The organism is Streptomyces sp. SD31, assembly GCF_052068475.1.
In the GTDB taxonomy this organism is placed as follows: Bacteria; Actinomycetota; Actinomycetes; order Streptomycetales; family Streptomycetaceae; genus Streptomyces.
Map to the genome: position 1 here is coordinate 337733 of NZ_JBQHCX010000003.1, position 14300 is coordinate 352032.

The following is a 14300-nucleotide window of genomic DNA, read 5'->3' on the forward strand; positions in this document are numbered from 1 at the left end:
CCCGTCAGAGCTGGCCGGATTCCCGTGCGGCTCGGCGTAGCAAACGGCAGGAGAGATGAGCGTGGAGCAGGCGGCCGGGGTCGACGGTGAGGCGCTGGAGGTCTGGATCGACCAGGATCTCTGTACCGGTGACGGCATCTGCGCCCAGTACGCGCCCGAGGTGTTCGAGCTGGACATCGATGGTCTGGCTTATGTGAAGGGCGGTGAGGACGAGCTGTTGCAGGCCAAGGGGGCCACAACGCCGGTGCCGTTGCCGCTTCTCACGGATGTGGTGGACTCGGCGAAGGAGTGTCCGGGCGACTGCATCCATGTGCGTCGCATTTCGGACAAGGTCGAGGTATACGGTCCGGACGCGGAGTGACCTTGCGCATACGGGGTGTTACGACTGTCTGATTTCTCACACGCGCTGGTGGCGTGGGTCAGACGCTGTGGGCGCCGGCGGGTGTCGAGCGGACGAACGCGCCGTTCTTCCACTGCCACTTCGCGCTCTTCTTCACGTCGGGGCAGCAGCGCGGTACGTCGGTCGACGAGTAGCCGAGCAGGTCGGTGACGACGGCTCCGTCGCGGACGGCGACGTCACTGACGGTGATGCTGTCCTTCGGGTCGACGAGGGTCGCGATGAGGCGGGGCGTGGCGGTTTGGGTGGCCTGGGTGAGGACGTAGAGACCGTCGGGCGGGGTTCCCATGGGTGAGTCGCAGTGGACGACGGCCACGGTTTCGGGGCTGCCGTCGCCGTCCAGGTCTCCGGTGGCCTTTTTGACCACGACGGCCTTCACCGGCCCGCATTCGAGCGGGAAGTCGACGCGCGCGGGGTCGGGCGGTGTGGTGGCCGCGGGGGCGTTCTTCGCGTCCGGTCCGGCTGTCTGGGCCGCCGTCGCCGAGTTGGGTTGCAGGACCGAGGAGAGGGCTACGACACCGGCGAGGGCTGTGGCGGTGGCGAGCCAGTGGATCGGCCGGGTGTGGGTGTGTGCCAGTTCCGGGACGGCGGATTGCTGCACTAGGAGCGTCTCCTGTGAGGGCTGTGCCGGTGGGGGTGGCCAGAATGGTGCCACACGTCACAGTCGGCGGGAACGGCGGGGTGTGGAGTTCCGGTGCCGGATGGCCGGTGGTTGGGGGTGCGGAGGGGGCGTGCGGGTGTCGTGCGACGTTCGGATTGTCGGTTGTTTGTGGTGCGGCAACGCAAAGGCGCTGTGGTCGAGTTCCAGGGGTGTTCCGGGAACTCGACCACAGCGCTTGTACGTTGAATGCGGCACGGGGCCGCCTCAGCGGCCGGCGCCGCCGTCGGCGTTGGGGCCTTCGTAGTCCTCGCCGTAGGCGCCCTTGGCGGGGCGGCGGCGGCGCATGGGGGGCTCGACGCCGTCGGCGAGGCGGCGGGCGGTGAGCAGGAAGCCGGTGTGGCCGATCATGCGGTGGTCGGGGCGGACGGCGAGGCCCTCGATGTGCCAGTTGCGGATCATCGTCTCCCAGGCGGTCGGCTCGTTGAAGCAGCCGATCTCGCGGATGGACTCGACGGTCCGGGCGAGCTGGGTGGTGGTGGCGACGTAGCAGCAGACGATGCCGCCGGGGACGAGTGCCTTGGAGACGGCCTCCAGGCACTCCCAGGGGGCGAGCATGTCGAGGATGACGCGGTCGACGTCCGTGTCGGACAGGTTGTCCTGGAGGTCGCCGACGGTGAGCTGCCAGGCGGGGTGGGGGCCGCCGAAGTAGCGCTCCACGTTCTGCCGGGCGATGTCGGCGAAGTCTTCGCGGCGCTCGTAGGAGTGCAGCATGCCCTGGTCGCCGATGGCGCGCAGCAGGAAGCTGCTGAGCGAGCCGGAGCCGACGCCGGCCTCGACGACGCGGGCGCCGGGGAAGATGTCGGCGAAGGCGAGGATCTGCCCCGCGTCCTTGGGGTAGACGACGGCTGCCCCGCGGGGCATGGACAGGACGTAGTCGGGGAGCAGGGGGCGCAGCGCGAGGTAGGCGACGTTCCCGGTGGTGCGGACAACGCTGCCCTCGGGAGCACCGATCAGTTCGTCGTGCGGGAAGGAACCCTTGTGGGTGTGGAAGTTCTTCCCGGCTTCGAGCGTGAACGTGTAGTGGCGGCCCTTGGGGTCGGTCAGCTGAACCTGGTCCCCGACCTTGAAGGGCCCGCGCCTGCGGGCGGCACCGGTCGGTTCGGACATGTGAACAGCCTACCGGGGTTTGTGGGGGTCGCCGACCACGGGGAAGCCGGAGCACCGCTCCAGGAGAGCGGGGGTCAGCTGGGCCTGGCCATGGCCTTCACGAAGGCGCGTTCCACGTCCGCCGCGGACAGGACGCCGTAGATCTCGCCGGTTTCTTCGACGACGAGGTATTCGGTGGCCGGGGTCTCCCGGAGGGCGTCGAGGAGTTCCTCTCCGGCCAGCTCGGCGGAGACGCGCATGCCGTCGGTCAGGTCCTGGGCGAGGCCGCTGACGGCGACCCAGGGGCGGCGGTGTTCGGGGACGCCGGCGATGGCGGCCTCGCGGACGAGGGAGAGGGGGTGGCCGTCGGCGTCGACGACGACGAGGGCGCGGGCGCCGGCGGCGTTGGCGCGGCGCAGGGCCTCGGAGAGGGGGGTGTCGGTCTCGACGGGGACGGCGCGGCGGGTGAGGGTGCGGGCGCGCAGTTCGGGGAGGTGCTCGCGCAGGCGGGCCATGCGCAGGCTGTTGCCGGCGCCGGTCCAGATGATCGCGGCGAGGATGGCGGCCAGCAGGGCGTCCATGACGGTGTCCATGCCGACGTTGTCGACGGCGTCGGAGCCGAGGGCGCCGGACTGGGTGAGCAGGGGGAGCCCGACGAGGACGGCGACGGCGAGGGCGCGGCCGATCCAGGCGGCGGCGATGGTGCCGGCCATCGGCTTGCCGGTGATCTTCCAGACGATGGCGCGGAGCATGCGGCCGCCGTCGAGGGGCAGGCCGGGGAGCAGGTTGAAGGCGGCGACGATGAGGTTGGAGACCATGAGGCCGGCCAGCAGGACGCCGGGTACGGTGCCGGGTTCGACGGTCTGCATGGCGGCGTAGAAGACGCCGGCGAGGACGAGGGAGAGCAGCGGGCCGACGAAGGCGAGCCAGAATTCCCGTCCGGGTGTCTCGGCTTCCTTCTCGATCTCGGAGACGCCGCCGAAGAACTGCAGCCGGATGCGGCGGACGGGGAGTTTGAAGCGGAGGGCGGCGACGGTGTGGGCGAGTTCGTGGACGAGGACGGAGGCGTAGAAGGCGACGGCGAAGAAGAGGGAGACGAGGTAGCGGGCGGCGCCGAGTTCGGGCAGTACGCGGTCGAGCTGTCCGCCGAACACCCAGGTGATGAGGGCGGCGACGAGGAACCAGCTGGGCGCGACGTAGACGGGCACGCCGAACGGCCGTCCCATGAGCAGGCCGCCTCGGGGTTCCTTGGGGCGCTGGGGCGGGCGGGGCTTGCCCGCGTCGGGGGCCGGGGCCGGCGGGCGGGTGGCGCTGTGGCTGTCGGTTTCGTTCGCGCTCGGGTGGTCGGCTTGGTTCGTGGCCCCTGCGCTGGAGGCGTCCTCCACGGCGGGGCCGCCCGCGGCCTGTCGGGGTGCGGAGTCGGCCGGGAGCTCTTGCGCCGGTGGGTGCCCCTCAGGGGCGTTCCCGCTGTTCCCGGCGTGCTCGCTGTCGCCGTTCTCGCTGTCGCCCTCGCCGCTCGGGTCGTCCGCGTCCGGTGAGCGGCCCGGGGTGTCGTCCTGCGGGCGGTTCTCGGCGCGGGGCGGTGGCTGGGTGGCTTCGTGCTCGGTGTCGTCCCGGTCGGTGTCCAAGGGCTGTGCGCCGGTGGACTGCTCGGTGTTCGGGGCCGGGTCGGGGCGTGTGGGGTCGGTGGCCGGGGTCATACGGTCTGCTCGGCGCTCGGTCGACTCGCCGGTGCCGGACCGCGGCTGCCCGCTCCCGCCGCTCTCGTCCACGGTGTCCCCTCGTTCGAAGCGTCTTCCGCGCCTGCCGGGCGGATGGGTCTCGGGTCGATGGTATGCGGCCGTGGTGACGCCCTTCGCCCCGGCACCCCTCAGTTTCCCCTGCCGACGCGGGTGTGACGGCGGTGGCTGGGTCACTGTCAGTGGCGGGCCGTAAGGTCTGTGGGCATGGAGACGAGCACGGAGGGTGCCGCGGCGGACTGCGGCAGTGACGTCGCGCCCGTGACAGGGGCCGTGGCGGACGGGTACCCGGCGGGGGCGGAAGCGTGCCCGGCGGGGGCGGACAGTGTGGTGGCGACGGGCGATGCGGGTGAGGGCGCGGCCCCTGCGGTCGGCGTGGCCGCGCGTCCGGCCATACCGCCGGCCTCGCTGTCGCCGTCCCGTGCCAGTGACTTCATGCAGTGCCCGCTGCTGTACCGGTTCCGGGTGATCGACCGGCTGCCCGAGAAGCCGAGCGCGGCGGCGACCAAGGGCACCCTCGTGCACGCGGTGCTGGAGCGGCTCTTCGACGCTCCGGCCGCCGAGCGGACCGCCCCGCGTGCCAGGTCACTCGTTCCGGGCCAGTGGGACCGGCTGCGCGAGAGCAGGCCGGAGGTGGTGGAGCTGTTCGAGGACGATCCCGAGGGTGAGCGGCTGGCGACGTGGCTCGGTGAGGCGGAGCAGCTCGTGGAGCGCTGGTTCAGCCTGGAGGATCCGACGCGGCTGGAGCCCGCCGAGCGTGAGCTGTTCGTCGAGGCCGAGCTGGACTCGGGGCTGCGGTTGCGCGGGATCATCGACCGTGTCGATGTGGCGGCCACGGGCGAGGTGCGGATCGTCGACTACAAGACCGGCAAGGCGCCCCGGCCCGAGTACGCCGAGGGTGCGCTGTTCCAGATGAAGTTCTACGCGCTCGTGGTGTGGCGGCTGAAGAACGTGATCCCCCGCCGGCTTCAGCTCGTCTATCTCGGCAGTGGTGACGTGGTGACGTACGACCCCGTCCTTGCCGACCTGGAGCGGGTCGAGCGCAAGCTGCTGGCGCTGTGGGAGGCGATCCGGCAGGCCACGGAGACCGGCGTCTGGCGTCCTCGGCCCACGAAGCTGTGCGGCTGGTGCGATCACCAGGCCCACTGCCCGGAGTTCGGCGGCACTCCCCCGCCGTATCCGTTGCCGGTGACAGTGGCCGAGCCGGGTTCGGCCGGGGGTCCGGGGGGTGTCTCCGGGGAGACGCAGTCGTTGCCGGTCAGGGCGGGCGAGTCCGGTGGCGGCCCGCAGGGCAGAATGGGGCCGGACTAGCGAAGGAGACTTACGTGGCCATCCGCGTCCTACTGGTCGACGACCAGCCGCTGCTGCGTACCGGCTTCCGGATGATCCTGGAAGCGGAGCAGGACCTCGCGGTCGTGGGCGAGGCCGGTGACGGCCTCCAAGCTCTCGACCAGGTGCGGGCCCTGCAGCCCGACGTGGTGCTGATGGACATCCGCATGCCTCGCATGGACGGTGTCGAGGCGACCCGGCAGATCACCGGGCCCGGGCGGGACGGCCCGGCGAAGGTGCTGGTGCTGACGACCTTCGATCTCGACGAGTACGTGGTGGAGGCGCTGAAGGCGGGTGCCAGCGGCTTTCTGCTGAAGGATGCCCCGGCCAATGAGCTGGTGCAGGCGATCCGTGTGGTCGCCGCCGGTGAGGCGATGCTTGCGCCGAGCATCACGCGCCGGCTGCTGGACAAGTACGCCACGCATCTCCCGTCGGGCGACGAGCCGGTTCCGGACACCCTGCACACGCTCACCGACCGCGAGGTGGAGGTGCTGAAGCTGGTGGCGCGGGGCCTGTCCAACGCGGAGATCGCCGCCGATCTGTTCGTCAGCGAGACCACCGTGAAGACACACGTCGGCCATGTGCTCACCAAGCTGGGTCTGCGTGACCGGGTGCAGGCCGCGGTGTACGCGTACGAGAGCGGGCTGGTGCGCCCCGGCGCCCAGTAGGAGCTCGCGTTACGGCGAAGAGGGCGCCCCTTCTCGAGACCTTTCTCGAGAAGGGGCGCCCTCTGTGCGTGTACGGCGGTCACGGCCGTCCGTCAGGCCTTGCTGAGCTCCCAGAAGCGGAAGACGGTGGAGGCGTCGAGGCAGTACTCCAGGCCGTAGACGTCGTCGTGGACGACCGCGTACTGCTTGGCCTGCCAGATCGGGAGGACGGGGAGTTCCTTGGCCACGATGTCCTGGAGCTGGTCGAACTCGTCGTCGGTCGCGGAGCGGTCGCTCTCGGCGGCGGTGCGCGGGATGAGCGTGCCGGTGATCGAGCGGTTGTTGTAGTTGTTGCTCAGCACGTTGCCCTTGCCGAAGAAGGGGGCCGTGAAGTTGTCGGCGTCCGGGTAGTCCGGGATCCAGCCCTTCACGTAGACGCCGTACTTGCCGGCGGCTATGTCCTTCTCGTACTGGTCGAAGGCGACGGACTGTACGTCGGCGTCGAACAGGCCGCTGTCGTTGAGCTGTTGGGCGATCGCCTTCAACTCCTGGTCGGTGGCGGGGCCGTAGCGCGAGGGGGTGGACCACAGGGTCAGCTTGACCTTGCCGGTGATGCCGTCGCTCTGCAGCGCGGCGGCGGCCTTGGTCTTGGAGGGGCGGGCGCCGTAGGTGTCGAAGAAGGCCGTGTTGTGGCCGCCGATACCGGCCGGGATGATCGAGTACAGCGGGCTCGCCGTGCCCTGGTAGACGTCCTTGATGAGGGCGTCGCGGTCGATGAGGTAGGCGATGGCCTTGCGGACGCCGAGCTTTCCGGCGACCGGGTCGTCCATGTTGAAGACCAGGTGCTGGACCTCGGCGCTGCTGCCCTCGACGACCTCGACTCCGGAGTCGCCGCCGGACTTCTCGATGTCGGCGATGCCGCCCGCGGTGAGGCCTCGGTAGGCGATGTCGACCTCGTCTGCGAGGAGGGCCTTCTTCAGGGCGTCCTGGTCGCCGTGGAAGAACTTCAGCGTGACGCCGTCGTTCTGGACCTCGGCGGTGCCCTTGTAGTTCTCGTTGACGGAGAAGACGGCTTCGTCGTCGTCGAACGTGTCCAGCTTGTACGGGCCGGAGCCGACCGCGTCGCCGTCCTTGCGCAGGCCGTCCGCGTCGTACTGCTCCTCGTCGACGATGGAGCCGGCACCGGAGGCGATCTTGCTGGGGAAGGTGGCGTCGGGTGTGTTGAGCCGGAAGACGACGGTCTCGTCGTCCGGTGTCTCGACCTTGTCGAGGGTGGGGAACATGACGGCGGGGCCGTCGGGGTCGTTGATCTTCAGCATGCGGTCGAAGGAGAACTTGACGTCCTCGGAGGTGAGGGCGTCACCGTTGCTGAACTTCAGTCCGTCCCGCAGCGTGCACTTGTAGACCTTGGCCTCGGTGTCGGAGAAGGAGCACTGCTCGGCGGCCTCGGGCTGCGGTTCGGTGGCGCCCTTGGGGAAGCTGAGCAGTGACTGGAAGACGTTGTTGAACAACAGCCAGGAGCCGGGGTCGTAGCCGGAGGCGGGGTCGGTGGCCAGGACGTCGTCCGACATCCCCATGACCACCGAGGTTCCGGTCCCCCCGGTGTCCCCCGTTTCGGTTCCGCAGCCGGTCAGCAGGCCGGAGGCCAGCCCTGCCACGACGGGCAGGACCGGCCACTGGTTACGCATGTTCACGTACGAGTGCCTTGTCGTCGGTTGTGAGAAGCCCGGGCCGCATCCTGGTCCCGGGCCCGACCCGGCGCCCTGGTCCTGGGCGCCGGGCACGGGGAGACGTCAGCCGCTCACGCCACGGCCGAGCTCCCACAGCTGGAGGGTCGAGGAGGAGTTGAGCGCATACGCCGTGCCGGTGACGTCGTCGCCCGCGGCGACGTACTGCTTGCCCTGCCACAGCGGGAGGACGGGCACGTCATGGGCGACGATGTCCTGAATGTCCGTCAGGCTGCCGGCGGCGGACAGCCGGTCGGCCGCGCGGCGGGACTCCGGGATGAGGGTGTTGCGGATCGTGCTGTTGGCGTACGGCGAGCCGAGGAAGTTGTCCTTGTCGAGGAACGGCGCGAGGTAGTTGTCGGCGTCCGGGAAGTCCGGGAACCAGCCCATGCCGTAGACCTCGTACTCGCCCTTCTGCTCGGCGGGGCGGAACGTCGCCCAGGGGGTGCCCTGGATGTCGGCGTCGAACAGGCCGCTGTCGTTGAGCTGCTTCTGCAGCAGCTCGAACTCCTTCTTGGTGGCCGGGCCGTAGTGGTCGGTGGTGTAGTGCAGGGTCAGCTTCACCGGGGTGGTGACGCCCGCCTTCTCCAGCAGCGCCTTGGCCTTGCTCACGCTCGGGTCGCCGTACTTGTTGAAGAACGCGTTGGAGTGGCCGGTGATGCTGGCGGGGACCAGCGAGTACAGCGGTTCGGCCTGGGAGCCGTAGACCTTGGAGACGAGTTCGCCGCGGTCGATGATCTGGGCCATCGCCTGGCGGACGGCCTTGCTGCGTACGGTCGGGTCGTTGGTGTTGAAGGCCAGGTAGCGGATTTCCAGACCGGACATGTCGACGAGGTCGACGCTGTCGTCGGAGTCGGACGACAGCTTCTGGATCTGCTCGGGCGACATGGTGCGGGTCATCAGGTCGATGTCGCCGTTGGCGAGGGCGGTGCCCATCTCGTCGGCGTCCGCGAAGTTGCGCAGTTCGACCTTGTCGTTGTTCACCTTCAGACTCCCCTTGTAGTCGGGGTTCTTGGTGAACACGGCGGAGACCAGCTCGTCGTTGTTGACCTCGGCCTTGAGGGTGTACGGACCGGAGCCGTCGACCTCGAAGCCGTCGCGCAGCTTGTCCTTGGCATAGCTGTCCGGGTCGACGATGCCGGCGACCGGGGTGGACAGCTTGAAGGGGAAGGTGGCGTCGGCGGTCTTGAGGTGGAAGATCACCTCGCGGTCGCCCTGGGTCTCGACGGTGTCGATGGTGGACAGCAGCGCGAAGACGCCGCTGTCGGCCTTGAGGGAACGGGCGCGGTCGATGGAGTACTTCACGTCTTCCGCGGTGACGGCGTCGCCGTTGGCGAACTTCAGACCCTCGCGCAGCTTGCAGGCGTAGCGCTCGTTGCCGCTGTCGGTGAAGGCGCAGCTCTCGGCGGCCTCGGGCACCGGGTCGCCCTCGCCGCGCGGCTGGATCATCAGGGTCTGCACGGTCTGGCGCAGGATGTTCCAGGTGCCGACGTCGTAGGCGAAGGCGGGGTCGAGCGGGGCGGGAGCCTGCTTCGAGGCAGTGAACGCGTCCGTGGTGCCGACGACGATCGCGTCGCCTCCGTCACTGCCGCTGTCGGTTCCGCCACAGGCGGCGAGAACCGGCGCGAGCAGGCCGATGACGGCCGGCAGCACCAAAGTTTTGCGGTTCATGCTCGGGTTTCTCCAGCTGTCGACTCCGTGTACCCGGCATGCAGGGGTGGTGCGGCGGATCACGGGGGAAGTGCGATGTTCTCGCGACGAGGTTAGTCCGCGCCCGAAGGAGGGTTCGCCGCCACCGGAGTTGGGACTCCATCACGCTGTGGAACCGGTCGCGGACGCACCGAGAACCTTTCACCGGAAGGATTCGTGCACTGATCCATCAATCAGGACACAAGGGTGCGCTGGAAGCCCTCGACAGAGGGCGTGCGGCACACGGCAGGGTGCCCGTCGACCCGTTCATGAGTGGTGAACGTCACAAACTGAACAGTCTTGGTGCCCCCTGGAATTCAGCCATCGGGCTGCATTCGAATTACTTCACGGAATTCCCGCGCTATCGATGTTGCACGCTGGGTGAACACCGGATCTTTTTCTGTTGTCAGGCCGCCATCAGACCGCGCAGAAATGCCAGATCGACCTCTTCGAGGGAGGTCACCACGGTGCGCCGGGCGGCCGGGGTGATCGGCGCCACGGACGGCACGGCCACCACATGGCAGCCCGCGGCCTCGGCCGCGGCGACGCCGGTCGCCGTGTCCTCGACGACCGCGCAGCGGGCCGGGTCGACGCCGAGCCCGGCCGCCGCGAACAGGTACGGGTCCGGGTGCGGCTTGGTGCGCGGCACCTCGTCGCCGGCGACGGTCAGCGCGAAGTGCTGGGGGCCGAGCGAGGTGAGCACCCGGTCGATGATGCGCCGGTGCGAGGCGGAGACCAGGGCCGTGGGGATCTCGTACGCGGCCAGCTCGGCCAGCAGCCGGGCGGCACCCGGCATCAGCGGCAGGGCGCGGTCGATGCGGTCCTCGAAGCCCTGGTTCAGCAGCACGGTGAGCTCGGCGAGGGTGATGTCGGCGCCGGTGGCCTCGATCAGGAATCCTGCGCTGCGGCTCATGGGGCCGCCGACCACGACATGGCGCCAGGTGTCGTCGAGCGTGTGACCGAGGCCGGCGAAGATCTCGACCTCGACGTCCCACCAGAAGCCCTCGGTGTCCACCAGGGTTCCGTCCATGTCGAGCAGCACGGCCTGCAGGGCTGAGCCCTCGGCCGTAAGAGTTCCTGGTGCGGGGACCGTGCTGGTCATCCACGTACCTCCTTGAAGGGGCGATCAGGCCGGTTCCCACGAGGGGAACCGGCCTGCGGTGGACCGACCAGTGTACGACTCTCGCGGCCGAAGCGCCTGGATTGATCCGCGAGCACGTCTCAGCGTGCGTTGAAGTACTTCGCCTCCGGGTGATGGATGACGATCGCGTCCGTGGACTGCTCGGGGTGCAGCTGGAACTCCTCGGAGAGGTGGACGCCGATGCGCTCCGGCTGGAGCAGGTCGGCGATCTTGGACCGGTCCTCCAGGTTCGGGCAGGCGCCGTAGCCCAGCGAGAAGCGGGCGCCCCGGTACTTCAGCGCGAACATGTCCTCGATGTCGGCCGGGTCCTCACCGGCGAAGCCCAGCTCGGAGCGCACGCGCGCGTGCCAGTACTCGGCGAGCGCCTCGGCCAGCTGCACGGACAGGCCGTGCAGTTCGAGGTAGTCACGGTAGGCGTTCGCCTCGAACATCCGCGCGGTCTCCTCGCCGATCCGCGAGCCGACGGTGACCACCTGGAGGCCCACGACGTCCGTCTCGCCCGACTCCTGCGGGCGGAAGAAGTCGGCGAGGCACAGGCGGCGGCCGCGGCGCTGGCGCGGGAAGGTGAACCGGGTGCTTTCGTTGCCGTGCTCGTCCAGGAGGATCAGGTCGTCGTCCTTGGAGACGCACGGGAAGTAGCCGTAGACCACGGCCGCTTCGAGGAGGTTGTCCGTCTGGAGCCGGTCGAGCAGGCCGCGCAGGCGGGGGCGGCCCTCGGTCTCGACGAGTTCCTGGTACGACGGGCCGTCTCCGGTACGCGCCTCCTTCAGACCCCACTGGCCCTTGAAGAGTGCGCCCTCGTCGAGCCAGGACGCGTACTCCTTGAGCTGGATGCCCTTGATGACGCGGGTGCCCCAGAACGGCGGCTCGGGGACCGGGTTGTCGGTGGCGACGTCGGAGCGGACGTGGCCTTCCTCCGGGCGCTCTTCCAGTACGGCCGTGGCGGCGGTGCTCCTGACCCGGCGCTGCTTGAGTTCGGGGAGCTTCGCGCCGGGCACGCCGCGCTTGACGCCGATCAGGGCGTCCATCAGGCGCAGGCCCTCGAACGCGTCGCGGGCGTAGCGGACTTCGCCCTCGTAGAGCTCGTGCAGGTCCTGCTCGACGTACGCGCGCGTGAGGGCGGCGCCGCCGAGGATGACGGGGTAATTCGCCGCCAGGCCGCGCTGGTTGAGCTCCTCCAGGTTCTCCTTCATGATCACCGTGGACTTCACCAGCAGGCCGGACATGCCGATGACGTCGGCCCGGTGTTCCTCGGCGGCCTCCAGGATCGCCGAGACGGGCTGCTTGATGCCCAGGTTGACCACGTTGTAGCCGTTGTTGGACAGGATGATGTCCACGAGGTTCTTGCCGATGTCGTGCACGTCGCCGCGCACGGTGGCCAGCACGATGGTGCCCTTGCCCTCGGCGTCGGACTTCTCCATGTGCGGTTCGAGGTGGGCGACGGCGGCCTTCATCACCTCGGCGGACTGGAGGACGAACGGCAGCTGCATCTGGCCGGAGCCGAACAGCTCGCCGACGACCTTCATGCCGTCCAGGAGGATCTCGTTGACGATGTCGAGGGCGGGGCGCTCCTGAAGGGCGTCGTCGAGGTCGGCCTCCAGGCCGTTGCGCTCGCCGTCGATGATGCGGCGCTTGAGGCGCTCCTCCAGCGGGAGGGCGGCGAGTTCCTCGGCCCTGCCGGCCTTCAGCGACTTCGTGGTGGCGCCCTCGAACAGGGCCATCAGCTTCTGCAGCGGGTCGTAGCCCTCTGCGCGGCGGTCGTAGATCAGGTCGAGGGCGGTCTGCACCTCTTCCTCGCTGAAGCGGGCGATCGGCAGGATCTTCGACGCGTGGACGATGGCCGAGTCCAGGCCCGCCTTGACGCACTCGTCGAGGAAGACGGAGTTGAGCAGGATGCGGGCGGCCGGGTTGAGGCCGAAGGAGATGTTGGACAGGCCGAGAGTGGTCTGTACGTCCGGGTGGCGGCGCTTGAGTTCGCGGATCGCCTCGATGGTGGCGATGCCGTCCCCTCGGGACTCCTCCTGGCCGGTACAGATGGTGAAGGTCAGGGTGTCGATGAGGATGTCCGACTCGAGGATGCCCCAGTTCGTCGTCAGGTCCTCGATGAGCCGCTCGGCGATCTCGACCTTCTTCTCGGGGGTGCGGGCCTGGCCCTCCTCGTCGATGGTCAGCGCGATCAGCGCGGCGCCGTGCTCCTGGGCGAGCTTGGTGACCTGGGCGAAGCGGGACTCGGGGCCGTCGCCGTCCTCGTAGTTGACGGAGTTGATGACCGCGCGTCCGCCGAGCTTCTCCAGTCCGGCCCGGATGACGTCGACCTCGGTGGAGTCCAGCACGATCGGCAGGGTGGAGGCGGTGGCGAAGCGGCCGGCCAGCTCTTCCATGTCGGCGACGCCGTCGCGGCCGACGTAGTCCACGCACAGGTCGAGCATGTGCGCGCCCTCGCGGATCTGCTCGCGGGCCATCTCGACGCAGTCGTCCCAGCGGGCGGCCAGCATGGCCTCGCGGAACTTCTTCGAGCCGTTGGCGTTGGTGCGCTCGCCGATGGCCAGGTAGGAGGTGTCCTGGCGGAAGGGGACCGTCTGGTAGAGGGAGGCTGCGCCGGGTTCGGGCTGCGGCCGGCGCTCCCCGGGTGTGGCTTCCCGGACGCGTTCCACGAGCTGCCTGAGGTGCTCGGGGGTCGTGCCGCAGCAGCCGCCGATGAGGTTCAGCCCGTAGTCCCGTACGAAGGTCTCCTGGGCGTCGGCCAGGCCCTCGGGGTCGAGCGGGAAGTGGGCGCCGTCCTTGGTGAGGATCGGCAGACCGGCGTTCGGCATGCACAGCAGCGGGGTGCGGGAGTGCCGGGCCAGGTAGCGCAGGTGCTCGCTCATCTCGGCCGGACCGGTCGAGCAGTTCAGGCCGATCATGTCGATGCCGAGGGGCTCCAGCGCGGTCAGCGCGGCGCCGATCTCGGAGCCGAGCAGCATGGTGCCGGTCGTCTCGAAGGCCATCGAGACCAGCAGCGGGACCTCGGTGCCGGTCGCCTCCATGGCGCGCCGGGCGCCCAGGATCGACGACTTCGTCTGCAGGAGGTCCTGCGTGGTCTCCACGATCAGGGCGTCCGCGCCGCCGGCGAGCAGGCCCTCGGCGTTCGCCTGGAAGCCGTCGCGCAGGGTGCCGTAGCCGATGTGGCCGAGGGTCGGCAGCTTCGTACCGGGTCCGATCGAGCCCAGGACCCACCGCTGGCGGCCGTCGCGGGCGCCGAACGCGTCGGCCGTCTCGCGAGCGATACGGGCGCCCGCCTCGGACAGCTCGTGGACCCGGTCGGCGATGTCGTACTCGGCCATGGCCGAGTGGTTGGCGCCGAAGGTGTTGGTCTCGACGCAGTCCACGCCCGCTTCGAAGTACGCCTCATGGACGGAGCGGACGATGTCGGGCCGGGTGACGTTCAGGACCTCGTTGCAGCCCTCGAGGTTCTCGAAGTCCTCGAGCGTGGGCTCCTGGGCCTGCAACATGGTGCCCATCGCTCCGTCGGCGACCACCACACGGGTGGCGAGCGCCTCACGGAGAGCGGACACACGGGTCCGGCTGTCGGCGGAAGGGGTCGGTGGCAACGAGGCCATTAAGGGGCTCCCTGGAGTGCGACGGCTGTCGGCTTTGCGCCCTCTACGGGTCCGTCCGCAGGGGGCGCACGCCGCAAGGGTAGCCGGGACCGCCGCCGAATGGTCAGGGCGTCCACGGGGCGGGACGAGGGTGGCGGGCGGGCCGATTCCCGGATACGGGTGGCGCAAAGGAAGCGGCCGGATGCCGACCGACCATTAGCGGGAGGTCGGCATCGACTAGTAGTGTTCGACATTGCCGAACAGCGGCAGCGACGTCGCGTGGTCGACGCTCGAAGGGGACGGAGG

At 69.5% G+C, this 14300-nt stretch carries 10 protein-coding genes; 3 read left to right on the forward strand and 7 right to left on the reverse strand.

What is annotated here, in order from left to right:
- The first annotated feature begins 55 nt into the window (after window positions 1-55).
- The gene (locus ACTMVF_RS08940; RefSeq protein ID WP_441270394.1) at window positions 56-361 is read left to right on the forward strand and encodes a ferredoxin; all 306 of its coding nucleotides are present in this window, start codon (window positions 56-58) and stop codon (window positions 359-361) included.
- A 58-nt stretch (window positions 362-419) separates the two neighbouring features.
- Here ACTMVF_RS08940 and ACTMVF_RS08945 read toward each other — a convergent pair whose 3' ends face one another.
- The 3 genes from ACTMVF_RS08945 to ACTMVF_RS08955 form a co-directional block, all read right to left on the reverse strand.
- A complete protein-coding gene (locus ACTMVF_RS08945; protein ID WP_441270395.1) occupies window positions 420-998 on the reverse strand; it encodes a hypothetical protein in 579 nt (192 codons plus the stop codon).
- A 264-nt stretch (window positions 999-1262) separates the two neighbouring features.
- Complete coding sequence (locus ACTMVF_RS08950; protein ID WP_302001929.1) at window positions 1263-2165, reverse strand: tRNA (adenine-N1)-methyltransferase; 903 nt, start codon at window positions 2163-2165, stop codon at window positions 1263-1265.
- A gap of 74 nt (window positions 2166-2239) precedes the next feature.
- The gene (locus ACTMVF_RS08955) at window positions 2240-3916 is read right to left on the reverse strand and encodes a site-2 protease family protein (RefSeq protein WP_441270396.1); all 1677 of its coding nucleotides are present in this window, start codon (window positions 3914-3916) and stop codon (window positions 2240-2242) included.
- A 174-nt stretch (window positions 3917-4090) separates the two neighbouring features.
- On the opposite strand from ACTMVF_RS08955, the gene ACTMVF_RS08960 reads away from it, so the two are divergent.
- Together ACTMVF_RS08960 and ACTMVF_RS08965 are read left to right on the forward strand one after the other, a co-directional pair.
- Entirely contained in the window at window positions 4091-5194 is a 1104-nt protein-coding gene (locus tag ACTMVF_RS08960; RefSeq protein ID WP_441270397.1) for a RecB family exonuclease, read from the forward strand.
- 14 nt (window positions 5195-5208) lie between these two features.
- Complete coding sequence (locus ACTMVF_RS08965; protein ID WP_128427961.1) at window positions 5209-5880, forward strand: response regulator; 672 nt, start codon at window positions 5209-5211, stop codon at window positions 5878-5880.
- 92 nt (window positions 5881-5972) lie between these two features.
- Here the strand turns inward: ACTMVF_RS08965 and ACTMVF_RS08970 are convergent, their stop codons facing one another.
- The 4 genes from ACTMVF_RS08970 to metH form a co-directional block, all read right to left on the reverse strand.
- On the reverse strand, window positions 5973-7553 hold the full coding sequence (locus ACTMVF_RS08970; protein WP_441270398.1) for an ABC transporter substrate-binding protein: 1581 nt from the start codon (window positions 7551-7553) through the stop codon (window positions 5973-5975).
- 99 nt (window positions 7554-7652) lie between these two features.
- A complete protein-coding gene (locus ACTMVF_RS08975; RefSeq protein ID WP_441270399.1) occupies window positions 7653-9257 on the reverse strand; it encodes an ABC transporter substrate-binding protein in 1605 nt (534 codons plus the stop codon).
- A gap of 424 nt (window positions 9258-9681) precedes the next feature.
- A complete protein-coding gene (locus ACTMVF_RS08980; RefSeq protein WP_403333350.1) occupies window positions 9682-10377 on the reverse strand; it encodes an HAD family hydrolase in 696 nt (231 codons plus the stop codon).
- A gap of 119 nt (window positions 10378-10496) precedes the next feature.
- Window positions 10497-14015, reverse strand: coding sequence for a methionine synthase (gene metH / locus ACTMVF_RS08985; protein WP_441270400.1), 3519 nt, complete (start codon window positions 14013-14015; stop codon window positions 10497-10499).
- Window positions 14016-14300 lie beyond the last annotated feature (285 nt).

Coding starts and splice junctions, on each gene's coding strand:
- ACTMVF_RS08940 (WP_441270394.1), top strand. CDS start 56: ATGAGCGTGGAGCAGGCGGCCGGGGTCGACGGTGAGGCGCTGGAGGTC.
- ACTMVF_RS08950 (WP_302001929.1), bottom strand. CDS start 2,165: ATGTCCGAACCGACCGGTGCCGCCCGCAGGCGCGGGCCCTTCAAGGTC.
- ACTMVF_RS08960 (WP_441270397.1), top strand. CDS start 4,091: ATGGAGACGAGCACGGAGGGTGCCGCGGCGGACTGCGGCAGTGACGTC.
- ACTMVF_RS08975 (WP_441270399.1), bottom strand. CDS start 9,257: ATGAACCGCAAAACTTTGGTGCTGCCGGCCGTCATCGGCCTGCTCGCG.
- ACTMVF_RS08980 (WP_403333350.1), bottom strand. CDS start 10,377: ATGACCAGCACGGTCCCCGCACCAGGAACTCTTACGGCCGAGGGCTCA.
- metH (WP_441270400.1), bottom strand. CDS start 14,015: ATGGCCTCGTTGCCACCGACCCCTTCCGCCGACAGCCGGACCCGTGTG.